The organism is Pararhizobium capsulatum DSM 1112 (genome assembly GCF_030814475.1).
In the GTDB taxonomy this organism is placed as follows: domain Bacteria; phylum Pseudomonadota; class Alphaproteobacteria; order Rhizobiales; family Rhizobiaceae; genus Pararhizobium; species Pararhizobium capsulatum.
The window spans coordinates 521110-544888 of record NZ_JAUSVF010000002.1 but is presented as its reverse complement, the minus strand read 5'-3'; the positions used below and the strand labels follow the sequence as shown (position 1 = coordinate 544888).

22 protein-coding genes are annotated in these 23779 nt (G+C 59.7%); 13 read left to right on the top strand and 9 right to left on the bottom strand.

Annotated elements, in window-relative coordinates:
* Positions 1 to 9: 9 nt before the first annotated feature.
* Positions 10 to 1521, bottom strand: a complete 1512-nt coding sequence (locus tag QO002_RS22905; protein WP_307234128.1) for a glycerol-3-phosphate dehydrogenase — start codon at positions 1519 to 1521, stop codon at positions 10 to 12.
* 49 nt (positions 1522 to 1570) lie between these two features.
* Positions 1571 to 3130, bottom strand: a complete 1560-nt coding sequence (locus QO002_RS22900) for an FGGY-family carbohydrate kinase (RefSeq protein WP_307234126.1) — start codon at positions 3128 to 3130, stop codon at positions 1571 to 1573.
* A gap of 847 nt (positions 3131 to 3977) precedes the next feature.
* Here QO002_RS22900 and QO002_RS22895 point away from each other — a divergent pair.
* The 11 genes from QO002_RS22895 (at position 3978) to rfbA (ending at position 16161) form a co-directional block, all read left to right on the top strand.
* Complete coding sequence (locus QO002_RS22895) at positions 3978 to 4634, top strand: DUF2291 domain-containing protein (protein WP_307234125.1); 657 nt, start codon at positions 3978 to 3980, stop codon at positions 4632 to 4634.
* Positions 4631 to 6196 (top strand): sugar ABC transporter ATP-binding protein, encoded by a 1566-nt coding sequence (locus tag QO002_RS22890; RefSeq protein WP_307234123.1) that lies wholly within the window; start codon positions 4631 to 4633, stop codon positions 6194 to 6196. Before QO002_RS22895 ends, QO002_RS22890 begins: the two co-directional genes overlap by 4 nt.
* A 2-nt stretch (positions 6197 to 6198) precedes the next feature.
* Positions 6199 to 7251 carry an ABC transporter permease gene (locus QO002_RS22885; protein ID WP_307234121.1) on the top strand — a complete coding sequence of 351 codons (1053 nt, stop codon included), beginning with the start codon at positions 6199 to 6201 and terminating at the stop codon, positions 7249 to 7251.
* A 113-nt stretch (positions 7252 to 7364) separates the two neighbouring features.
* Positions 7365 to 8312 (top strand): D-ribose ABC transporter substrate-binding protein, encoded by a 948-nt coding sequence (locus tag QO002_RS22880; RefSeq protein ID WP_307234119.1) that lies wholly within the window; start codon positions 7365 to 7367, stop codon positions 8310 to 8312.
* 139 nt (positions 8313 to 8451) lie between these two features.
* Positions 8452 to 9270 (top strand): DeoR/GlpR family DNA-binding transcription regulator, encoded by an 819-nt coding sequence (locus tag QO002_RS22875; RefSeq protein ID WP_307235033.1) that lies wholly within the window; start codon positions 8452 to 8454, stop codon positions 9268 to 9270.
* Between the two features lie 35 nt (positions 9271 to 9305).
* Positions 9306 to 10877: an FGGY-family carbohydrate kinase gene (locus QO002_RS22870; protein WP_307234117.1), complete on the top strand. Its 1572-nt coding sequence runs from the start codon at positions 9306 to 9308 to the stop codon at positions 10875 to 10877.
* Between the two features lie 4 nt (positions 10878 to 10881).
* Positions 10882 to 12501 (top strand): glycerol-3-phosphate dehydrogenase/oxidase, encoded by a 1620-nt coding sequence (locus tag QO002_RS22865; protein ID WP_307234115.1) that lies wholly within the window; start codon positions 10882 to 10884, stop codon positions 12499 to 12501.
* A gap of 246 nt (positions 12502 to 12747) precedes the next feature.
* The gene (gene rfbC, locus QO002_RS22860) at positions 12748 to 13320 is read left to right on the top strand and encodes a dTDP-4-dehydrorhamnose 3,5-epimerase (protein ID WP_307234113.1); all 573 of its coding nucleotides are present in this window, start codon (positions 12748 to 12750) and stop codon (positions 13318 to 13320) included.
* Between the two features lie 14 nt (positions 13321 to 13334).
* Positions 13335 to 14387 carry a dTDP-glucose 4,6-dehydratase gene (gene rfbB / locus QO002_RS22855; protein WP_307234110.1) on the top strand — a complete coding sequence of 351 codons (1053 nt, stop codon included), beginning with the start codon at positions 13335 to 13337 and terminating at the stop codon, positions 14385 to 14387.
* Positions 14388 to 14389: 2 nt separating this feature from the next.
* Entirely contained in the window at positions 14390 to 15292 is a 903-nt protein-coding gene (rfbD, locus tag QO002_RS22850; RefSeq protein WP_307234108.1) for a dTDP-4-dehydrorhamnose reductase, read from the top strand.
* The gene (rfbA, locus tag QO002_RS22845) at positions 15289 to 16161 is read left to right on the top strand and encodes a glucose-1-phosphate thymidylyltransferase RfbA (protein WP_307234105.1); all 873 of its coding nucleotides are present in this window, start codon (positions 15289 to 15291) and stop codon (positions 16159 to 16161) included. Before rfbD ends, rfbA begins: the two co-directional genes overlap by 4 nt.
* A gap of 75 nt (positions 16162 to 16236) precedes the next feature.
* On the opposite strand, the gene QO002_RS22840 is transcribed toward rfbA, so the two are convergent.
* On the bottom strand, positions 16237 to 16968 hold the full coding sequence (locus QO002_RS22840; RefSeq protein WP_307234103.1) for a GntR family transcriptional regulator: 732 nt from the start codon (positions 16966 to 16968) through the stop codon (positions 16237 to 16239).
* A gap of 239 nt (positions 16969 to 17207) precedes the next feature.
* Between QO002_RS22840 and QO002_RS22835 the strand changes: the two genes are divergently transcribed.
* A complete protein-coding gene (locus QO002_RS22835) occupies positions 17208 to 18221 on the top strand; it encodes an SIS domain-containing protein (RefSeq protein ID WP_307234101.1) in 1014 nt (337 codons plus the stop codon).
* Positions 18222 to 18342: 121 nt separating this feature from the next.
* Positions 18343 to 19155, top strand: a complete 813-nt coding sequence (locus QO002_RS22830) for a PfkB family carbohydrate kinase (RefSeq protein ID WP_307234099.1) — start codon at positions 18343 to 18345, stop codon at positions 19153 to 19155.
* A 178-nt stretch (positions 19156 to 19333) separates the two neighbouring features.
* Here QO002_RS22830 and QO002_RS22825 read toward each other — a convergent pair whose 3' ends face one another.
* The 6 genes from QO002_RS22825 to QO002_RS22800 all read right to left on the bottom strand — a co-directional run bounded on the left by QO002_RS22825 (position 19334) and on the right by QO002_RS22800 (position 23762).
* Positions 19334 to 19504, bottom strand: coding sequence for a hypothetical protein (locus QO002_RS22825; protein ID WP_307234096.1), 171 nt, complete (start codon positions 19502 to 19504; stop codon positions 19334 to 19336).
* 105 nt (positions 19505 to 19609) lie between these two features.
* Complete coding sequence (locus QO002_RS22820; RefSeq protein WP_307234094.1) at positions 19610 to 19726, bottom strand: ribbon-helix-helix domain-containing protein; 117 nt, start codon at positions 19724 to 19726, stop codon at positions 19610 to 19612.
* 134 nt (positions 19727 to 19860) lie between these two features.
* On the bottom strand, positions 19861 to 20601 hold the full coding sequence (locus QO002_RS22815; RefSeq protein WP_307234091.1) for an amino acid ABC transporter ATP-binding protein: 741 nt from the start codon (positions 20599 to 20601) through the stop codon (positions 19861 to 19863).
* A 14-nt stretch (positions 20602 to 20615) separates the two neighbouring features.
* Complete coding sequence (locus tag QO002_RS22810; RefSeq protein WP_307234089.1) at positions 20616 to 21500, bottom strand: DMT family transporter; 885 nt, start codon at positions 21498 to 21500, stop codon at positions 20616 to 20618.
* A complete protein-coding gene (locus QO002_RS22805; protein WP_307234087.1) occupies positions 21490 to 22461 on the bottom strand; it encodes an amino acid ABC transporter permease in 972 nt (323 codons plus the stop codon). The genes QO002_RS22810 and QO002_RS22805 overlap by 11 nt, the downstream gene beginning before the upstream one ends.
* Before the next feature lie 20 nt (positions 22462 to 22481).
* Positions 22482 to 23762 (bottom strand): NAD(P)/FAD-dependent oxidoreductase, encoded by a 1281-nt coding sequence (locus tag QO002_RS22800; RefSeq protein ID WP_307234085.1) that lies wholly within the window; start codon positions 23760 to 23762, stop codon positions 22482 to 22484.
* Positions 23763 to 23779 lie beyond the last annotated feature (17 nt).

Genomic DNA, 23779 nt, shown 5'->3' with positions numbered 1-23779 from the left:
GGGAAATCCTCAGGCAGCAGCAAGACGGTTGGAGGCAAACCAGTCGGCAAAGGCGGCGCGCTCGGCTTCCGTCAGGTGCAGGTAATGCTTGGTCCGGCGATAGAGGATATCGTCTGATGTCTGCGCCCATTCGGTTGCGACGAGATAACGCGCTTCCGCCTCATAGAACTGCCCGCCGAAATGGCGGCCGAGACCTTCGAGGCTCGTTGCGCCTGCAACGACGTCCTTCGTGCGAGCGCCATAGAGCCGGCCGTAGTGATGCACCAGCTTGCGCGGCATCCACGGATAGGTATCGCGCAAACTGTTGGCGAAGGTTTCGTAGTCGGCATTCTGAATTTCGCCACCGGGGAGCGGCGCCTTTTCCGTCCAGTCGCCGCCCATGCTCGGGAAGACATGCTTCAGCCGTTGCATGCCGCGTTCAGCAAGCTCGCGGAAGGTGGTGATCTTGCCGCCGAAGACGTTGAGCAGCGGTGCGCCGCCGGTCTCGTCGAGATCGAAGACATAGTCGCGGGTGACGGCGGAGGGATTGCCCTTGCCGTCGTCAAACAGCGGGCGCACGCCGGAGAAGCTGGTGATCACATCGGAACGGCGCAGCTTTTCCTTGAAGTAGCGGTTGACCGCCTTCAGCAGGTAATCGATCTCGCTCTCGTCCGCCGAAACCTCCTCGGCCTTGCCTTCATAGGCGATGTCGGTGGTGCCGATCAGCGCCTTGTCGCCCTCGTAGGGGTTGATGAAGATGACGCGCTTGTCGGTGTTTTGGACGAGATAGGCATTCGAGCCGGCCCAGAATTTAGGCACGATGATGTGGCTACCCTTGACGAGCCGCACATTGCGGCTGGAGTTCGAGCCGGCAACGCGGTTAATGATGTCGGTGACCCATGGCCCGGCACAGTTGACGAGGCACTTGGCGCGGAAGGTCCTGACTTCACCGCTGACGCTGTTGCGCGTTGTGACGATCCAGCCGCCATTCTCGCGACGGGCGGAAACGGCGGGCGACCGGGTCAATACCACGGCCCCCTTTTCCGCGGCGCTCACGGCATTCAGCGTCACAAGACGAGCGTCATCGACCCAGCAATCGGAATATTCGAAGCCGCGCTTGTATTGATCGAGAATCGGCGTGCCCTCGGGATCGCGCAGCAGGTTCAGCGTGCGCGTACCGGGCAGTTTCTTGCGCCCCCCGAGATGGTCGTAGAGGAAGAGACCGAGACGCACGAGCCATGCCGGACGATCCTCAGGGCTATGCGGCAGCACGAAGCGCATCGGCCATATGATGTGCGGCGCGGCATTCAGCAGCACTTCGCGCTCGATCAGTGCCTCGCGCACCAGTCGGAATTCGTAATATTCGAGGTAGCGCAGGCCGCCATGCACCAGCTTGCCGGAGCGCGACGACGTACCCTGTGCCAGATCGTCCTTTTCGCACAGCACGACGCTCAGGCCGCGACCTGCCGCATCGCGAGCAATACCGGCCCCATTGATGCCACCGCCGATGACGAACAGATCGAAGTTTTCGGTTTCAGTCATGTCACACTCCTTGGGATGCGGATCGCGCATCAATCGGTAGGCCCCGCACTTACCGGGGGCTGACGCCTGCGAGCACGTTCCAGGCGGGAGCGACCGCCTGGCGAACCTGCACATAGGCCGAGAACAATGTGTCGTAGCGGGCTGCCTGATCGGCATCCGGTTTTTCGAGGTCGCCGAGCAGCGGCGTCACCCAATCGGCAATGCAATCATCCATCGTCCGGTAGGCGCCGATCGCGACGGCCGCCATCATTGCCACGCCCGCAGCGCCGGTCTCCTCGCGTTTCGACACGCGGAGCGGCGCATTAACGGCGGCAGACAGCGTGCCGCGAAGTGCAGAAGAGCGTGCAGCACCGCCGGTGATCCGCAGTTCACGCGGCATGTCGCCCATCGCGGCATAACAATCCCGCGTCGCCATGCCGAGACCTTCGACGACAGCGCGCACGAGATCCGGAAAGCCATGACGGGTGGAAAGACCGGTAAAGCCGGCACGCGCATAGGCGTTGACGAAGGGGCCGCGCTCTCCGGCCTCTGAGATGTAGGGATGATAGAGCAGGGGGCTCGGACGGCTCCTTGCAAACCAGTCATCGACACGGGCCACGAGCTCGGAATGAGCGACCTCTTTACCGGCTTCCGCCATCAACTCGCCGGCGATGCCAAGCAGCCAGTCGATGTTGATGGTGGACCCCATATTCGTCTGGACCTGGGTAACGATGCCGGGGATGGGCAGGGCGATGACATAACCGGTGCCTTCGGCATTCAACTGCACGTCCGGTACTGCCTTGGCGCGCATATGCACGCCGGTCGAACCGATCGTCGAACAGGCGGAATTCTCGCCACTGCTGCGCACGCCGGCCCCAAGTGCGGTCATTACCATGTCGACGTAGCCGAGAGAGACAGGCGTTCCCGCCAGAAGGCCAGTTGCTGCTGCAGCTGTGTCCGACAGCGGGTGGGTCATCTCGGTGCCGTCGATAATCTCAGGCAGGAGCGAGCGGCGGCTTCTAAGCCCCAGCGCTTCAATAACCACATCGTCATACTGGCGATCTCGGAAATTGCCGAAGGTGAAGCTTGCCTCGGAAGGATCGGTGGCACGCACGCCTGTCAGGTTGAGATAAAGCCAGTCCTTGCAGTGAAGTGCTGTTTCCGCCCGGTCCAGAAGCTCGGGACGAAAGCGGTTCATATGGGCAAGTTGGACGCCTTGCTGGCAGGTATTGAGCCCCGTACCGGTCGCCTCAAAACGCGCGCGGTTCTGCGAGGTCTCGGCAAGGCGGGTGACCGTTGGGGCGGCGCGGGCATCGAGCCACAGCCAGGCATCACCAACCGGCGCATCGCCGGAACCGACAAGCCAGGTCCCGTCGCCTTGACCGGTCACGGCCAACGCAGCGGTGCGGCCGGCAAGATTTTCAACCTTTTCACCAAGGCCGCGCAGTGCGCTGGCGCAATCTCTCCATGTCTGCTCAAGCGACTGCGTGGCCGAACCGTCTTCGCCGGTGACATAACGATTGCGGACGGATGCCGATGCGATCTGGCGCCCGGAAAGCTCGAAGGCGACGGCCTTGATAACGGACGTGCCGGCATCGATGCCGATGATGATGTCGCCGCGCTCAGCCATTGCCGACCGTTCCCGCCACAGCGAGGCAAGCCGCGCGTGCGCTTTTCCTCTTCATGTCACTTCCTCCCTTGTGCCGGCTTTGCGACACAACTCCCTCGATCCGAATGGCACTTGCACCGGAACTCCCTGATCGAAGCTGCATTCTGGATCAACCACCCGCTACCGGCGAGATCGCGACGGGCGGTTCATCATTTTCACGATTATATCACAGAGATACCATTAATCACGCTATTTTTTTCTACCACTGCAAAATTTTTCATGTCAGAATGTGCTCTAACACCAATGAGCGGCGACAAGCTTGCAAGGAGGAGGAAGCGAGGGATGACGCATGATTCAGGCATCAAGCCGCCTCCCTATAAAGTAAGACGAAAAGGAATAATATTGGCGTAAAATCCGCCTATTGCGTGCCTATCTTTGAAGCGTACATGTGAGTCTTTACCCGAGAGGCTTCAAATGCCTGCAGGCCGCTAAAATGATGCATCACACCATTTTTTGATGCATTGCAACAACATCAAAAGGGCTCGTTGGCCCAAAACGTCCCGTTGACAGCTCGTGAAGTTTATAACATAGTTGGTGCAGTTGATAACACATAGCTATCGCAGTTCTGACTGATGATTGCGAATTCGGGTGCCGGGCGGCTGGAGGAGACAATCGCCGGGCATATGGAGGAGATCCAATGACCGGCATTTTCACGATCGGAGTTTCGGCGCGCTGCACAGCGGCGCTGCCCGAGTGTCGTTGCGGCTGAGCGATTACCGGTCATATGGGCTGGTGCAGCGGCTGCGCGCCAATTTTCAATCATCCAACACGGCAATCCGGCCAGGATCACACCGAAGGTCGTTCGAAAATGAGCACACAAGCGGAATACTCGTCGTCAAAGCCCCGGAGCGCCAATGCCAGACTGCTGGCCGGCATCGCAGCCGTCGTGATTGTTCTGGGCGCGATCGCCCTGGATACCACCGTCGTCAATATCGGCTCGGAGCATGATGTGCGCGAGCAGGTGTTCTCGCCAGAAACCTACGGCGCCGAGACGTTCCCCAAGGTCAAGGCCAATGTCGAAGGCCGTGCGGTTCCGGCCGTCGAGCTTGCCGCCGCGATCGCCGCCGACAAGAAGGCGGCAGGTGAAAAATATGGTGTTGCGACCAGTATCGGCCCGGTTCTTCCCGTTTCCTTCACAGGCACGGTCGGCACCCGCAAGTCGAACTATAACGAAGTGAAGGTCGAAGGCCTGCCGCCGGAAATTCTGGTGCGCGTCCAGACCGGGCCTGCCGTCAACGGCACCGACTTGCGCGATGCCACGGGCGAAATTGAATTCGGCCAGTTCACCAACCAGATCGAGTTCCAGGACGCCGGCTCCGCCATCAACAACCAGATGAAGAAGGAGGTGCTCAGCACCTTCGACGCCAACGCCCTGACGGGCAAGACGGTCTCCGTTGTCGGCGTCTTCCGGCTCGTCAATCAGAAAAGCTGGATCGTCACCCCGGTAAAGGTCACCGTCCAATGACCGACGTCGCGCTCAACGAGAGCAGGAAGGGTGAGGTTGTGCTTGCCGCCCGTAACGTGGCCAAGTCCTACGGAAACGTGCATGCGCTGAAAGGCGTGAACTTCGACATCCATCGTGGTCAGGTTACGACCCTTTTCGGCGAGAACGGTGCCGGCAAGTCGACCCTGATGAAGATACTCTCCGGCGTCACCCAGCCGACCTCCGGCGAGATCATTCTCGACGGCCATTCCGTCTCGTTTTTCTCCTCCACACATGCCCGGGAACTGGGCATTTCGATCATCCACCAGGAACTGAGCCTCGCGCCGAACCTGAACGTGCGCGATAACATCTTCATGGGGCGCGAGATCATGAAGGGTTCGGTCGTCGATTTCGCCGAGGAAGAGCGCCAGACCCGCGCGCTGATGGAAGAACTTGAAGAGAACATCGACCCGCTGACCCCGGTGGAAGACCTTCGCCTGGGTCAACAGCAGATCGTTGAAATCGCCCGTGCGCTCTCGGTCAATTCCCGCATTCTTATCATGGACGAGCCGACATCGGCGCTGAGCGCCACGGAAGTCGAGGTACTGTTCAAGGTCATCCGCGACCTGACCGGCCGCGGCGTCTCGATCGTTTATATCTCGCATCACCTCGAAGAAGCGCTGCAGATCACCCATCACGCCGTCGTCCTGCGCGACGGCAACATGACGGCCTATGCTGAGCGCAAGGACATCGATCTCGAATGGATCGTCCGCAACATGGTGGGAGAGAACTTCGACCTCGGCAGCCCGCCGACCGGGCACGTGATGGGTGGGGTCGCGCTCTCGATCGAGAACCTCACCGTGCCCGGACCTTCGGGTGCCGCCTATAACTCAGTCGATCGCCTGTCGCTCAATGTCCGCGCCGGCGAGATCGTCTGCATCTATGGCCTAATGGGCGCGGGACGCACGGAGCTGCTGGAATGCGTTGCGGGACGTCTGGCTGCAAGCGGTGGCCGTATCCTGCTCGAAGGGCAGGATGTCGCCGGTCTCAGCATCGCACGCCGCATCGGCGAGGGTCTGGTTCTCGTTCCGGAAGACCGGCAGCGCGACGGCCTCGTGCAAACGATGACGGTCGGCTCCAACCTCTCGCTCGCCTCGATCTTCGCCTTCACCAAGGGTCTGTTCACCTCGACACGACGCGAGCGCGATCTCGTTACCGACTCCATCCGCAAGGTACATATTAAGACGGATGGCGGCGCGGCCCCGATCGGTTCGCTCTCCGGCGGCAACCAACAGAAGGTGGTCATCGGCAAAATGCTGGCAACCGGCCCCAGGGTTATGCTGCTGGACGAGCCGAGCCGCGGCATCGACATCGGCGCCAAGGCGGAAGTGTTCAAGCTTCTGGCCGAGCGCGCCAGGCAAGGCCTTGCGGTCGTCTTTTCGACCTCGGAAGTCGCCGAATGCCTCAGCATCGCCCATCGCATCATCGTCATGCACCGCGGAAAAATATCAGCCGAATTCGGCTCAGATGTCACCAAGGAGAAGATCATGGCCGCCTCCGGCGAAGCAGTGGTTTCTCACGAGCCCGAAATGATGGAGCACTGATCATGTCAGTCACGAACCTCGCAGAGAAGAAGTCCGTCGCGACAGCACAGAAGCGCAAGACAAACCTCGTGCACCTGTTGCTCGAAGGGCGCGCGTTCTTTGCGCTTATCCTGATTATCGCGGTGTTCTCCTTCCTGTCGCCGTACTATTTCACGGTCAGCAACTTCCTGATCATGGCATCACACGTAGCGATCTTCGGCATTTTGGCAATCGGCATGCTGTTGGTCATCCTGAATGGCGGCATTGATCTCTCCGTCGGCTCGACCCTCGGGCTTGCGGGTTGTATCGCCGGCTTCCTGATGCAGGGTGTGACACTCGAGAGCTTCGGCGTCATTCTCTATCCGCCCGTCTGGGCGGTCGTTGTACTGACCTGCGTCGTCGGCGCTTTGGTCGGCGCGGTGAACGGGGTGTTGATCGCCTATCTCAGGGTTCCCGCCTTTGTCGCGTCTCTCGGCGTGCTCTATGTTGCCCGCGGGATCGCGCTCCTGATGACCAATGGCCTCACCTACAACAAGCTTGCCGGACGTCCGGAACTCGGCAACGAGGGGTTCGACTGGCTGGGCTTCAACCGTCTTGCAGGCGTTCCGATCGGCGTTATCGTGCTGGCCGTGCTTGCGATCCTATGCGGCCTGGTTCTGAGCCGCACCGCCTTTGGCCGCTGGCTCTATGCCTCTGGGGGCAATGAACGCGCTGCCGAGCTTTCCGGTGTTCCCGTCAAGCGCGTCAAAGTTACCGTTTATGTGCTCTCTGGCATCTGTGCTGCCATTGCCGGTCTCGTGCTTTCCTCCCAGCTGACGTCCGCCGGTCCGACCGCCGGCATCACCTACGAACTGACAGCGATTGCAGCCGTGGTTATTGGTGGTGCCGCTTTGACCGGCGGACGGGGCACGATCCGCGGTACGATGCTCGGCGCCTTCGTCATCGGCTTCCTGTCGGATGGTCTCGTGATCATCGGGGTGTCCGCCTACTGGCAGACGGTCTTCACCGGTGCGGTGATCGTTTTGGCCGTTCTTCTGAACAGCATTCAATACGGCGGTCGGGCGAAAACGTCCTGACCGGCCGCAACAGGCTTCTGCATTCCGGCACCCATGGCGTGGAAAGCCAGCCGGACTGAGGAAAGAAACGCCGGTCCGCCGGCGCCAACCGAGCTCATCAAAGGGAGAGAGACATGTTCAAAAAAGGTATCCGCATTCTCATGGCTGCGGCCGTGATCGCACCGGTTCTTGCCAGTTCGGCCTGGGCCGACGGCCTGATCACCGTCATCGTCAACGACCCATCCAACCCCTACTGGCTGACGGAAGGCAATGTTGCCAAGGCAACCGCTGAAAAGCTCGGCTACACCGCGACCGTTGGCGCACATAAGGGCGACACCAACACCGAGAGCAACCTGATCGATACCGCCATCACCAACAAGTCGGTCGCGATCATTCTCGACCCGGCCAATGCGGACGGTTCGGTCGGCGCCGTGAAGAAGGCCGTTGCCGCCGGCATCCCGGTCCTTCTCGTCAACGCTGAAATCAACCAGGAAGGTCTCGCCAAGGCGCAGCTCGTTTCCAACAATGCCCAAGGTGCCGCTCTCGGCGCGCAGCAGTGGGTTGAAAGCGTCGGCCAGGAAGGCAAGTTCGTCGAGCTTTTCGGTGCACCGTCAGACAACAATGCCGCCACCCGTTCGAACGGCTACGAAACCGTTCTGACCCAATATCCGGACCTGCAGAAGGCCGCACAGGAAGTCGCCAACTGGGATCGTACTCAGGGCCACGACAAGATGCAGTCCATGCTCCAGGCAAATCCGGATATCATCGGGGTTATCTCCGGTAACGACGAAATGGCGCTGGGTGCCATCGCTGCGCTGAAGGAAGCCGGCAAGCTTGCCAACATCAAGGTCGGCGGCTTCGATGGTTCGCCGGATGCGGTCGATGCCATCAAGGCTGGTGAACTCCAATACACCGTCCTGCAGCCGGTTGCGATCTTCTCCGAAGAAGCCGTCAAGCAGGCCGACAATGTCATCAAGACCGGTGAGACCGGCGCAAAAAGCGAAAAGCAGCTCTTCGATTGCTTGCTGATCACCAAGGACAACGTCGACAAGTACACCGGTCCGTTCGTTCTCTCGCAGTAAGACGAAAAACCTTTGGAAAGGCGCTGGTTGCGGCGCCTTTCCGTCTTCACCCGCGCTTTGCCTTGCATCAGTTTTGACTGTACGAGGCTTCATTCAGCAAAAGAAAGCGGCAGGGGATACCGTGGCAGAAAAACCAGGCATGGGCGCACTTCTTCTCGACGAATTGCCAAGCGACAGCCGGCACACCCGCCAGCTCGTGCGCCGGCAGATGATCGCCGAAGCTGTGATCGCGGAAGGATCGATGCGCATCGAGGATCTGACGGAACGGTTCGGCATCAGCCTGATGACCGCGCACCGTGACGTGGATGAACTCGTCAGTCGCGGCCTGTTTCGCAAGTCCCGCGGCATCGTTACTGCGACCTCGACCAGCCTGATCGAATCCAGCGATGTTTACCGCGCCAGTCGGCAGGCGGCGGAAAAGAAGGCGATCGCTGAAGCTGCCATGCAGTTCGTCGAGCCGGGGCAGGCGATCTTCTTCGACGACTCGACCACCGTCCTACAGATGGCACCGCATCTTTCCGGCAAGGTGCCGCTCACCGCGATCACCAATTCGTTGACTTTGATGAATGCCCTGAAGGATATCCACGACGTCACGCTCCTGGCTCTCGGCGGCCAGTTTCACAACTGGTGTCATGCCTTCATGGGGCGCATGACCATCAACGAGATTGCGCGGCTGCGTGCCGATGTAGTGTTCATTGCCATGTCGGCCATCACCGACGATATCGTCTTCCACCAGTCGCCCGAAATGGTCGACACCAAACGCGCCATGTTCGAATCCTCGGCCAAGCGCATCCTGCTTTCGGACCACACGAAATTCGAGCGCCGCGCGTTGCACAGCTTCGCGCGCTTAAGTGAATTCGACGTGGTCATCGTCGACGACAAGACGCCGACGGCGCATATCGACCGAATGCTTTCCAAGAATATCAACGTGGTCATCGCCAAGGGAAACGGAACGTGATCGCGTTTTCTTCCGCAGCCAGTGAGTGAGTTTTCATGCCCAGCCTTCTCGGGATTGATAGCGGCCTGACCGTCACCAAGGCGGTGATTTTCGATGTCGACGGCACCCAGATTGCCGTCGCCCGCCGCCGGGTGACGCAGTCCATGCCGAAGCCGCATTATATCGAGCGCGACATGGACGAGCTTTGGACGGCAACAGCCGATGCCATCGCCGAAGCGATCAAGCTCAGCGGCCGGCCAGCAAGCGATATCATGGCGATTGCAGCGACCGCCCATGGCGATGGTATATATCTCGTTGACAAGGCCCGCAGGCCTCTCGGCCGGGCGCTTCTTTCGCTGGATAGCCGCGCCGAGGAACTGGTCGAGCGCTGGCTGCAAAGCCCGCTTGCTGATGAGGCCTTGAGCCTGACGGGGCAGGCGCCGCATGTGTCGGCGCCATCGGCGTTGCTCGCGTGGATCAAGGAAAATGAACCGGAGCGCTTCGAAGCGATCGGCCACATCCTGAGCTGCAAGGATTGGCTGCGATTCTGCCTGACGGGCACGATCGGCACGGACCGGACAGAGGCGAGCACATCCTTTACCAATGTCGCCACCCAAGGATATTCAAAGGCCGCGCTGGCGCTCTACGGGCTTGAGAGCCTGGAAGGTGCCCTGCCGCCCATCGCAGGCTCGGATGAAATCGTCGGCCATGTCACGGCCGAGGTTGCCGCACGCACTGGCCTTGCCGAGGGCACGCCGGTTGCTGCGGGTCTGCACGATGTCACCGCCTCGGCCCTTGGTGCGGGCGGGCATGTGCCCGGCGTCGTCGCCATAATCGCCGGTACCTATTCGATCAACGAGACGCTTTCCTCAGCACCCAAGGTCGACAAGCGCTGGTTCTGCCGCAACGCCATCAAACCCGGCGAGTGGAACAATATGTCGATATCGCCGGCATCGACGGCCAATTACGACTGGTTCCTTGATACACTCTGCGCCCGTGAGCGTGGGCAAGCAGAGAGCGATGGCGGCTCGATCCACGCACTTCTGGCACCGGAGATCGAAGCGGCATTGGCGCGGCCATCAAGCGTCCTGTTCCATCCCTATCTCTTCGGTTCGCCCTATGGGGCGGCCGCCAGCGCCGGTTTTTTTGGCCTCGGTGGGTGGCATGATCGTGGCGACATGCTGCGCGCGGTACTTGAGGGTATTGCCTTCAATCACCGCATCCATGTCGATGCGCTTGCAGAGGGCTTTGCTTTTAACGAGGCAAGGCTCGCGGGCGGCATTTCGCGAAATCCGACCGTGGTGCAGATGTTTGCCGATATCCTCGGAATACCGGTGACCGTTACCGAGACGGACGAGGCCGCTGCATGGGGTGCAGCACTTTGCGCCGGCTCCGCAATCGGGCTTTATCCCGATCCCGTTGCCGATCCGCGCGATCTCAAGAAAATCGCCAGGACCTGCCATCCCGATCCGAGCCGCAAGGCTGAATATCAGAAGCGCTACGATATCTTCCGCGAGATCGCCGATGCGATGAGCCCGCTCTGGCCGAAGATCGGCAAGCTCGCAAACCTTGAAAACGAGAACAGAACGCTGCCGATCCCCTCCAGCCGGCATGCGAAGCAGGACTGACACCATGACCGATATTGCCGCCGATCTCGAGCGCCGCCTTAAAGGGCTGCAGGAAAACGACGTAGACGTCGTCATCCTGGGAGCAGGGATCAATGGGGCAGGGCTATTTCGCGACTTGAGCCTGCAGGGCGTCAACTGCCTGATCGTCGACAAGGCTGATTTCGGTTCCGGCACCAGTGCGGCTCCCTCGCGGCTTATCCATGGCGGCCTCAAATATCTGGAAACCGGCGAATTCGGCCTCGTCGCGCAATCGACGCTTGAGCGCAATCTTCTTCTCAAGAACGCACCGCACTGCGTCGAGCCTCTGCCGACCTTCATCCCGGTCTTTTCCTGGACCAAGGGCATCTGGGCTGCGCTTCGAACGCTCGGAGGTTCAACCACCGCACCGCGCAGTCGGGGTGCCGTGCTCATCAAGATCGGCCTGCGGCTCTACGATTTTTTCGGTGCCCGCAACCGCGTCATGCCGAAACATCGAATGCTGTTGAAATCGCGGGCGTTGAAGGAAATGCCGTATGTGACGCCGCGGATCGTCGCCGGTGGCATTTACTATGATGCCAAGATCAGCCGGCCGGAACGCCTCGTCTACGAACTCGTCCGTGACGGCATGGACGAGAACAAGAGTTCGCTTGCCCTCAACTACACCAGGCTGACGTCAGCGACGGACGGTCTCTTGACCTTCGAGCGACCGGGCGGGGCCAACTTCTCTGTCAGCCCGAAGCTGGTCGTCAATGCTGCGGGTCCGTGGATCGACCGGGTCAATGCGACACTGGGCGTTTCGACGCATATGATCGGCGGCACGAAGGGCTCGCATATCCTGCTAGATCATCCTGAACTCGTGCGCAGCCTCAACGGCCACATGATCTATTTTGAGGCTGACGACGGTCGCATCTGCCTCGTCTACGAATATCTGGGGCGCGCGCTCGTTGGCTCGACGGACATCCCGGCCGAGGACCCTGAAAACGTGCATTGCGAAGAGCCGGAAATCGCCTACTTCCTCGAAAGCCTGCGCTCACTCCTGCCGGATCTCACGTTCACTCACGAACAGATCGTCTATACCTACAGCGGCATCCGCCCACTGCCGGCCTCCGATGCCTCCAATCCCGGCCTCATCAGCCGCGATCATTCCGCCCCGCTGATCGAGCCCAGCGGTGATCGCCCCTTTGCCATCCTCTCGCTGGTCGGCGGCAAATGGACCACGTTCCGCGGCTTTGCGGAAGAGGTCGCTGACACCATTCTCACCCGCCTCAAGCGTGCGCGTGTCCACTCCACCAAGGAGCGTGCCATTGGCGGCGGCCGCGAATTCCCACAGACTGTCATGCAGAAGCGCAGATGGATCGACGATACCGCTCGCATGACCGGCGCGTCGCCCGCTCGCGTCGAGCAACTTCTTTATCGCTATGGCACCACAGCAGCCGAAATCCTGCAGTATTCGTCCCGCTACAGCGACGACGATCGCCTTCCAGGGGCGGAAGGCTACAGCTTCCGGGAGATAGACTGGATCGCCAGCCAGGAACTCGTCGCCGATGCTTCCGATATCGTGAAGCGCCGCACGACCATGGCGATCGAAGGGGCACTGACGGACGAGGCGATGCAGGCGATCTCCGAGGCATTGGTCGCTCAGTAAATGAAAACGCGATTAAGCGCGACGGTCGGTCGCGCTTTGGTCTGCATCGACCCGCGGGCAACGAGCCTCCTTCAAGGAAGCAAGAATTGTTTTGCGACCCTCGTTGGTGGCGGTCACTCTGCGGGTCACTAATCGGCTCTGGCCTCGGTAAAAAGAAAAGCGCCGCCCTGCATTTAAGATATACGTGAAATGGAATAGGAATAGCGTGTTAGGCTGACCTCCATTCTTAAGTGATCAGGGCCAAGCATGATTTTGAAACCGACAGACTTGCCCGGCATTGCGGAAATCACGCCTACCCGTTTTGGGGATCACCGGGGATATTTTTCCGAAGTTTTCAAGGACCACTGGTTTCGCGAGAATGTCGCAGATGTCGGGTTCGTGCAGGATAACCAGTCGCTTTCGCGCGAAGTCGGCACGCTTCGCGGCCTGCATTTCCAGCTGGAACCCTTTGCCCAAGGCAAGCTCGTAAGGGTTTTGAACGGGTCGATTTTCGATGTCGCCGTCGATATCCGCACCGGTTCGCCGGACTATGGCCGGTGGGTCGGCGTGACACTGACGGCAGAGGAGGGAAACCAGCTCTGGATTCCCCCAGGCTTTGCCCACGGATTTCTGACGCTCGAGGCCAATACGCTCATTCATTACAAGGTAACGGCGCCCTACAGCGGTGCCCATGATCGCGGCCTGCGCTGGAATGACCCATCGATCGCGATTGCATGGCCCGATGTCTCTGCTGGATTTACACTGTCGGCGAAGGACGAGGTGCAACCCTTCCTGACAGATCTGGAGCCAGCGTTCACCTACACGTCTGACGACACATAGGCTGGGGAAACACTATGCGCATTCTCGTGACCGGCGGTGCTGGTTTCATCGGTTCGGCCCTGGTTCGCTATCTCGTCACAAACGTCGGTGCCGACGTTCTGACGGTCGACAAGCTCACCTATGCCGGCAATCTCGCCTCGTTGAAGCAGATCGAAAACGCTCCGAACCATCGTTTCCTCAAGGCAGATATTGCCGACCGGGCCGCAATGACCGGGGCGATCGAGGGCTTCCAGCCGGACCGGATCATGCATCTGGCAGCCGAGAGCCACGTTGATCGTTCTATCACGGGGGCCGGGGATTTCATTCAGACGAATATCGTCGGCACCTTTGCCCTCCTGGAGGCAGCGCGCCACTATTGGAATGACTTGGCGTCGGAGCGGAAGTCTGCCTTCCGCTTTCTTCATGTATCGACCGACGAAGTCTATGGATCTCTTGGCGACGAAGGGCTCTTCGAAGAGGAAACGTCCTATGACCCATCCTCTCCCTATTCGGCATCGAAAGCCGCCAGCGATCACCTCGCCATCGCCTGGCACCGCACTTACGGCCTGCCTGTGGTGGTTTCCAACTGCTCGAACAATTACGGGCCTTATCATTTCCCGGAAAAGCTGATCCCGCTGATCATTCTCAATGCCATGGAAGGAAAGCCGCTGCCTGTTTACGGCAACGGCGCCAATATCCGGGATTGGCTTTATGTCGAGGATCATGCCCGGGCGCTGCATCTTATCGCCGGGCATGGCCGCCTGGGCGAGAAATACAATGTCGGCGGTCGCAACGAACGCCGCAACATCGACGTGGTCCAGCGTGTCTGCGCCCTGATGGATGAACGCAAAACAACAAGCGCGCCGCATGAGAAGCTGATCTCCTATGTCACGGACCGCCCGGGTCACGACGCGCGGTACGCGATCGATGCAACGAAGCTGGAGACGGAACTCGGCTGGAAGGCGGAGGAGGATTTCGACAGCGGCATCGCCAAGACTGTCGACTGGTATCTCGCCAATGACTGGTGGTGGAAACCGCTGCGCCAAGGGGTTTACTCCGGCGAACGTCTCGGCGTTCTGAAAGGGTGAGGATGCGCATCGCGGTAACCGGAAAACAGGGACAGGTCGTTCAGGCGATGGTCGAGCAGGCTTCAAGCCTTGGCGTCGAACTCACCACGGTCGGCCGGCCGGAGATGGATTTGACCGACGAGGCAAGCGTGTCTCGCGCGCTCGTGGCGGCAAAGCCGGATGTGATCGTGTCGGCGGCAGCCTATACGGCCGTCGATAAGGCCGAGAGCGAGCCCGAACTCGCGTTTGCCGTCAATGCCGTGGGGGTAGGGGCTGTGGCGCGGGCTGCCGCGCAGATTGGCGTTCCATTGCTTCATCTTTCGACCGACTATGTCTTCGATGGAAGCAAGGCTGCCTCCTATATCGAGGACGATGCAACCGGTCCACTTTCGGTTTACGGAGCGTCGAAACTCGAAGGCGAGCGTCAGGTGGCGGATGCGACCGACAACCACGCAATCCTGCGCACGGCCTGGGTCTATTCCGCAAACGGCGCCAACTTTCTGAAGACGATGCTGCGGCTTGCGGAGAGCCGCGACGAAGTCGGTGTCGTTGCCGACCAGTTCGGCCGCCCGACCTCGGCTCACGATATCGCCGATGCACTTATTCGGATCGCTTTGCGCCTGAAATCCGACCCGGATCAGCGCTTGCGCGGTATTTTCCATCTTGCTGCCGAAGGGGAGGCAAGTTGGGCGGATTTTGCCCGTGAAATCTTCAATGGGCTTGAGCAGCGAACCGGGAAGTTGGTCACGGTGAGGCCGATCTCGACTTCGGACTATCCTACGCCTGCAAAGCGTCCACAAAACTCGCGGCTGTCGACCGACAAGCTGGATGCGACTTATGGCATAAGCTTGCCCCATTGGCAGGCCTCAACAACTGCTGTGCTCGATCGTCTGATCGGACAGGCGCGCAAAGGAGAGACGGCATGAAGGGCATCATCCTCGCGGGCGGCACGGGCTCTCGCCTGCATCCGATCACCTTGGCGATCTCCAAGCAGCTGATGCCGATCTACGACAAGCCGATGATCTACTACCCGCTGACCACGCTCATGCTCGCCGGCATCCGCGACATCCTGATCATTACCACGCCGCACGAGTCCGAAGCCTTCAAACGCCTGTTGGGTGATGGTTCCCAATGGGGCATTTCCATCAGCTACACCGCGCAACCATCCCCGGACGGCCTCGCCCAGGCCTTCATCCTCGGCGCGGACTTCATCAACGGCGAGCGCTGCGCCCTGGTGCTTGGTGACAATATCTTCTTCGGGCATGGGCTACCCGAACTGATGAAATCAGCAGTCGATCGCACAGAGGGAGCGACCGTGTTCGCCTATCATGTGACCGACCCGGAACGATATGGTGTTGTCGAATTTGACGAAAAACGACAGGCGGTTTCGATTGAGGAAAAACCAAAACAACCAAGGTCAAACTGGGCCGTAACGGGTCTCTATTTCTACGACGAAAAAGTGGTTGAGCGCGCCGCAAACCTGAAGCCATCCCCGCGCGGAGAACTTGAGATTACCGACCTCAACAATGTCTACCTTGCACAAGGAGAGCTTTCCGTCGAACTGATGGGGCGTGGTTATGCCTGGCTGGACACCGGCACGCCTGAAAGTCTTCTCGATGCGTCTGATTTTGTCGGCACGCTGGAACGACGCCAGGGCTTCAAAATTGCAGCACCGGAAGAAGTCGCCTTCAGACAGGGCTATATCGATGTCGGCAAGCTCATGGCTTTGGCGGATACGCTCGGCAAGAGCAAGTACGGCGCCTATTTGCTGCGCCTTGCATCCAGCCAACAGTAAGTTTGGCAAACCTCGATACCTTTGGACGCCCGCCCCTGGCAGATGATAGGCAAGGTCTAGCGTTACGAGGAGGGCCTATTTGCGCACGAGGCTGAAGGAAAAGTGGCTGCCGCGGTGGTAGTCGATCGCGTAGATGACCGGCACGCCCGCCGCGCTGAAACAGGTTTCCGTGATCAGCAAAGCAGGGCCGAAGTCTCTGAGGTCGTTGCGCTCGACGACATCATCGGGAAGCATGACTGCCGTCACGGATGCGGACGACATGCGTGGTCGTTGCTTGTGTTGCTCCAGCAGGGAGAGAAGTGAACCACTCCAGTCGATATCGTAAAGGCGCGCAGAAATGATGCTGCGTGGCACGTAGTCAAGACAGTACATGATCGGCGTATCGTCTTCGAGCCGAAGTCGCTCGATGCGGATGACGCGCTCACCGTCTTCCAGGCGCAATTGCTTGGAGATCGTGGCGTCCGGGGCCTCTTCGGAAATTGAGAGGACCTTGTTGCGGGGTGTATAACCGTATTGCCGCGCCATATCAGTGACGCTTTCGAACACGGTGATCGGCCGATCGACCTGCACGGCCGAGATGGCCGAGACGAAGCGGCCCCGACCGTGCTCCACATAGATGATGTCGTCCTGCTCCAGGAGTTTCAGAGCCTCGCGCAAGGCTGGGCGCGAGATCTTGAAACGGGCGGTGAGCTGCGCCTCGGTGGGCAACTTGTCGCCCGGCTGAAGGGCCTCATTCCGGATCAATTCGGCAATGCGATCACGAAGCTGGATCACCAGAGTGCGCGTATCGCGAAGGGGCTCGTCCAAGGCAGTCCTCATCGTGTTTTGGTAATATTGCCTTCTTGTCTGACAAATACTCAAACGTCAAGCAAGCGCCTCAGATGGAGAAATTCGTTGAAGAGAAGGGTGAAGAGAGGCTACCGGCAGCGGAGCGAAATAAACGCCTCTTGACACGCCAAAACAAAGATGTCAGTTGTCTTACAACATTGTCGGGAACGGCAAGGTGTGAGACGATCAGCCATGATCATGACAACAGAGAGTTTTCCATGCTGAATTTTGACGAAGAAAGATTCCTGCGTATCCAGTCTGGCGCCGCCGGCCTTGCACAGCGCTTCGACGACGTGATCGGGGCTTGCATTGCCGCGGGCGCCGAGAACGTGTTCTTCCTGGGAACCGGGGGCGCCGCGATCCTGATGCAGCCTGCCTACCAGCTGCTGCAGCGCAAGTCGCGCTTCCCGTCCTTCATCGACCTGACGGCCGAACTTGTCATCACCGGCTCGGCAAACCTCACGAAGAACTCGATCGTCGTGATGCCGTCGCTATCCGGCACGACCAAGGAGAGCGTTGCTCTGCTTGGCAAGATCAAGGAAATCGGCGCGACCGTCCTGACGCTCGTCGGCCATGAGGAAACCCCTCTCGGCAAGGGTGGCGATCATGTCTTCGTCAATTTTGCGGAAGACGATACATCCTGCGAATCCTTCTATCTGCAGTCGTTGTTCGTCGCATTGTCGATCATGAAGCACCGCGGCGAGATCACTAATTACGACGAGCTGATCGGCGAACTGCAGAGCCTTCCCAAGCTCCTGCTCGAGGTCAAGCGTGCCTATGAAGGCAAGGCCGAAGGTTTTGCCAAGACCCTGGCCGGCTCCGACTACCATATCGTCACTGGCGCCGGGAACGTTTGGCCCGAGGCCTTCTACTACGGTATGTGCATTCTCGAAGAAATGCAGTGGATCCGCACTCGCCCGGTCCATGCGTCGGACTTCTTCCACGGCACGCTGGAGCTCGTCGAAAAGAACGTCAGCGTCATTCTGTTCAAGGGCGAAGACGAGTGCCGTCCGGTTGCCGATCGCGTCGAAAATTTCGCGCCGAACTATACCGACAAGCTTACTGTGCTCGACACGGCCGGCTTCGAACTGCCGGGGATCTCGGCTGAAGTGCGTGGGCTGATCTCGCCGATCCTGCTTGCAACGGTACTGGAGCGCATCAGCGCCCACCTCGAAGTCATGCGCAACCATCCGCTGACGACGCGCCGCTACTACAAGAAGGTTGCCTACTAAGCCGCCATCGGCATCATGCGCAATCGGAAGGCTCCGACGCCGGGCTTTCCATCGAATACGGGCCGTGATCGTCGCAACGACGGTCGCGGCCTTGACATTGTGACAGAGCATTCGAGGTTCCATGTCCCGCTACCGCTTCGCCGTCGTCGGCGACAACTGTGTTGATCGCTTCCAGTTGCCTGTCGGCCAGTCGCTGATCGGCGGCAATGCCATCAATGTTGCCGTCCAGCTCGCCATGCTGGGCCACGCGGTCTTCTATTTTGGCGCGGTCGGTCGGGACGCCGATGGCGCGCGCACCCGCGATCTGTTGGCGGAGATGGATGTGCGGGTAGACCACCTGCAGATGCTGGACGGTGAAACCGCCTATACGAATATCGACATTACAGAGACTGGCGACCGCATCTTCGCCCATGAGGATTTCGGGGTTTGCCAGAACTATCTCCCGAGCGAGGATGATTTTGCTGCGCTTGCCGGCATGGATCATGTGCATATCGGCTGGATTGCAGACCGGGGGCTTGTAAGACGCAGGATGGCAGAAGCCGGCACCAGCGTTTCGCAGGATGTCTCGGTCAACAATGATCAGATGCATCTCGGCGTAGACAGCCTGCGTATCGCGTTCGGCTCAGCCGGCGAGAACCGCGAGAAGGCCGACGCGATGATGAAGGTGTTTCTTGATAGCGGGGCGAAGCTGGCCGTGGTGACGCGGGGCGGCGAGGGGTCGGCGGCGACTGATGGGACCGTGCTGGCCGAAACGGGCATTCTCGCGGTTGATGTTGCTGATACTACGGGAGCAGGCGATAGCTTCATCGCCGGGTTTTTGCATGCCTATATCGCTGGCGGCAGTCTCGAAACCAGCCTCGTCTCAGGCCGCGAATGCGCCGCACGCACTTGCGGCCATGTCGGCGGTTTCCCGCAGAAACCGCAGCCGCTTTAGGTTACTGTTCCTCCTGTACATCCGCTCTCTTGTCGTCGGAAGGCGCTGTTCCCTCGCAGAGGGCTACATAGTTCTCGCGGCTATGGAAAATGTTTGTGATGACCACCACATCCGTCACGTTATAGGCGATTACTCCCGATCGTTCGACGGCACAGTTCGCAACCCGACTTGAAGATCGTCACCCGGGGCATCGTCCATGCGGGGCGTCGCCGATCTTGCCGCACGCCATGATCCGCTCGGGAATCCAAATGGCAAGAGCGCGGCTCTGGCTCAGCAGCGCGATGTCGATATTGATCTGTTTGAGGTCGGCGAAGGCTTCCAGTCGATACGTGACCTTAAGGCGCTGCATGGGCGAAAGCATTTTCCTGCTCATCCATGAATAGACGCAGTGCCGCTTCCGCTTCATCAACGCTAAGGCTGGGGCGAGGATCTTCGAGGGAGTTGCGGATAGCGTTCAGACGCTCGGCATGTTCTGCCGTTCGCGTTGCCAGAGGCGCATGGCATCGCGCACGACCTCACTCGTGGAAGCATATTCGCCTGCATCCACCGTCTCACGGATCAGGCGCAGCATCTCCGGCGTCATGGTAAGGCTGAATTTTTCGGCCGATTTCTTGGTCCAAACCTTCTGCTACATCTCGTTTTAAATGAGTAGCATAGATCCTACCTCGCCCAAGAGATCTCAATGCCTGGTATCAGCGCTGCTCCTCAATGCAAAATCTGGCTAAGGAACAGCCGGCTGCGTTCGTTCCGCGGATTGTCGAAGAACTCCGCAGGTGCGGCCTCTTCCACCACGCGACCCTGATCCATGAAGATTACCCGGTCGGCCACTTGACGGGCAAAGCCCATTTCGTGGGTCACGCAGATCATCGTCATGCCTTCCTGCGCCAGCGACACCATCGTATCCAGCACTTCCTTGACCATTTCTGGATCGAGTGCGGAAGTCGGCTCATCGAACAGCATGACCTTGGGGTTCATGCAGAGTGCCCGGGCGATAGCCACGCGCTGCTGCTGTCCGCCGGAAAGGTGGCCCGGATATTTGTTGGCCTGTTCGGGGATTTTGACACGCTCGAGAAAGTGCATGGCAATCTCCGTGGCCTTGGGCTTGCTCATCTTGCGAACCCAGACTGGCGCCAGAATGCAGTTTTCAAGAATCGTCAGATGCGGGAAGAGGTTGAAGTGCTGGAACACCATGCCCACTTCGCGGCGCACCTCATCGATGTTCTTCTCGTTTTCCGTCAACTCGATACCACCGACGACGATCTTGCCCTGCTGGTGCGTTTCCAGCCGGTTGATGCAGCGGATCAACGTGGATTTTCCAGAGCCGGAAGGCCCACAGATGACGATACGTTCTTTCTTGGCGACATCCAGATTGATGTCATCAAGGGCATGATACTGCCCGTACCACTTATGCACGCTGGTTAGCTTGATTTCGGTATCGTGCGGCATGAATTCTCCTCCGGTTATTTCAGGACCAGCCAGCCGGACAGAATAATGATCACGGCGCCGGCAAGGGTGTGGATTTCAATGGGTGCACCAAACAGCAGGGCACCATAGAGGCAGCCCCAGACAATCTGGCTGTATTGGAAAGGGGCGACAACCGAGGCGTCGCCCAGACGAAAGGCGCGCACGAGAAGCGCGTGACCGCCAAAAAGCAGTAGCCCGGCCGCAGCAACAATCGCGATGTCAGTCGAAACGACGGGCTTGAAGCCCTCGCCGGCAAGAGCAACAGCCAACGAAAGCACACTCAGGACCACGAGCAGGCTCGCAACCAGCGCCGTATCGGATTCCGTTGCTTTTGTCCGCCGCAACAGGACGAGCGAGAAGGCGAACAACAGGGCCGACCCGATTGCTGCAGCATGCCCAAAATTCATTGGCGTGACACCCGGCTGCAGTGCCACGATGACACCGGCAAAACCGAGCAGCACGCCGATCCAGCCAAGCCGTGACATACGCTCGCCGAGAAACGCAAAGGCAAGCACAGCGACGAGTACCGGCGAGAGGAAGGCCAGAACATAGGCTTCGGCAAGCGGCAACGCCGCAAAAGCGTAGTAGATCAATAGCGTATCGCCCGCGAGCAGAGCCGCGCGCACAAAGGCAAGGCCTGGATGGCGTGGCCAGAGGGCTCGCCCGCGTCCTGAGACGACGGCAGACCCGATGACAAAAACGAGAGCGGCGACCGTGACCATGAAGGTCACCTGCGGCACGGGAAAGTGGCCGCTCAGGAGCTTCACCAGTGCATCCGTGCCAGAAAACACCGCGAAGGAACAGAGAACGATTAGCGCTGCCTTCACATTTGATCGGGGCGGCATCGCCCCGATCGGCAGCGCTGATGCCTCAGCGGGCATTGAAGCGACCGAACCGCGCCTCGATGCGCGACTGAAGCAATTCAAGCCCGATCGAGAGCACCCAGTATATCATGGAAGCGGTGATCAGCATCTCGATATGGCGGAACTCCGTCTGGCCCTGGGTGCGAGCAAGATACATGATTTCCCAGACGCCGACCACTGAAACGAGCGACGAGTCCTTCAGCATGGCGATGAACTGGTTGCCGGTCGGCGGCACGATGACCCTCATCGCCTGAGGCAGGATGACGAGGAACATCGTCTGGTTGGGGCTGAGGCCGAGTGCCGTTGCGCCTTCCGTCTGACCGCGATTGATGCTTTCGATGCCGGCGCGGAAGATCTCCGTCATGTAGGCGCCGTAGCAAAGCGAGAGCGCCAGGATGCCGGCCGGAACCGCGCTGATGACATATCCCACCTGCGGCAGGCCGAGATAGATGATGTAGATCTGCATAAGCAGCGGCAGGCCGCGAAACAGCGAGGTGTAGAAGGTGGCAAGGCCGTAGATCACGCCATTCTTCGAGAGCTTGGCGATAGCGCCGGCCAGCGCAATCACGGTCGCAATCGCAATCGAGATCGCGGAAATATAAAGCGTCGTCACCACGCCCTGGGAGATCATGAAGCCGATCTTGCGGGCGATAAAGGAGAGTGACAGATCGAACGAGTAGAAGAACAGCATCAAGAGCGCAAAAAGCTCTATCCAGACGGCAACGATCTGCTGCCGGCGCGACAGAAGCTGCAGCAGCTTCCAGTTGCCCGCGAGGGTGAGGGCGATGGTGATCGAGGATACGACGCGGCCGAGCTGCTTGTTTTCCTTCAGCCAGTCGATGGCCGAGGGAAAAAGCTTGCCGATCCAAGCCGAACTGATGCCAAGGGCGTAAAGTGCGGCTGCAACGAGCGCGAAGATCAGCAGGATGCCAATGCGACGCGCCGTCGTGGGATAGGTGAGTATCAGTCTTCCTAGCATGGATGTTCCCCCCCGCCGGATCAGGCGACGCGTTCGCGCCACCAGTCCTGCGCCTGCAATTTCCAATAGGTGAGTTGTGCCGTGGCAAGGCCGGCAATACCGCCTGCCCAGACGAGGCCGAAAGGCTTGAACAGCTTGTAGCGATCCGACTGACCGAGAATGCCTTCCGCGACAAGCTTCCCGCCGATAGCCGTCGTGTTTAGCCCATGACCACCGAAGGCGGTGCAATGCCAGACGCCGGGTTGCATCTCCCCGATCTGGGGCATGAGATGGCGGGCATAAGACATCAGGCCAGACCAGGCGAGTTCCGTCTTCAGCTCCTTCAACTGCGGATAAGTGCCGGTCATTTCGCGGCGTAGTTCCTGGGCAAGAGCCGCAGGGGAAGCGGCGCGGGTGGTAATGCGGCCGCCCCAGAGAATGCGTTTGCCGTCTTCCACCACGCGGTAGTAATCGCCGGCGCGCCGGTTATCGCCGATGGCGTCGCGGGTTGCGATGGCTTCCCGGATCAACTCCGGCGCTTCTTCGGTCAGCATGACATATGTGGCGATCGGCAGATAAGAGCGGTTGAGCTTGCCGACCAGCGAGCCGGTATAGCCGCCGGTCGTGAAGACGATGCGGCGGGCTTTCACCGTACCGCCAGCAGTCGTGGCCCACTTTTCCGCGCCGTCGATATCGCAGCGCGTGACAGCGGATTTTTCATAGATGCGCCCGCCCAGTCGCTCGGTCTCGGCAGCAACAGCCCGCAGATAGTTCAGCGGGTGCATATGAAAGGCCTTGGGATCGCGCAGCGCCTGGAAGTAGCGCTTCGATTTCAGCCGGCTGCGAACAGCATCGGTCCCGAAATATTCGAGCTCGTAGCCATAGTCGCGGCGGAGCTGGTCGGCATATTGTTTAAGGCTGTCGCCTCCATCATAGCGCAGCACGCTCATGATTCCGGGTTGCGGCTTCGCATCCGCAATGCCGAGGTCACGGATCGTATCGCGAACGAAATTGACGCCTTCGATCGACAGCCGATGGATTTTTTGCGCGGCGTCCTTGCCAGTGGCACGAGCAATTGCATCGCCGCCTGTCGCAAAACCGGGGCTGACGAAACCGCCATTGCGGCCGGAGGCGCCGAAGCCGATGCGCTCGGCCTCAAGCACCACAACGGAGACGCCCGCCCGGGCAAGCTGCAATGCCGTCGTGAGGCCGGCAAGACCGCCGCCGACAATGACGGTGTCACAATCGACAGCGCCGGAAAGGGCTGGTCGCTCCGCACCATTGGCCATGGTGCGGCGATAATAGGTATCTGGATAGGTCATGTGGGGCTCATTTCGGC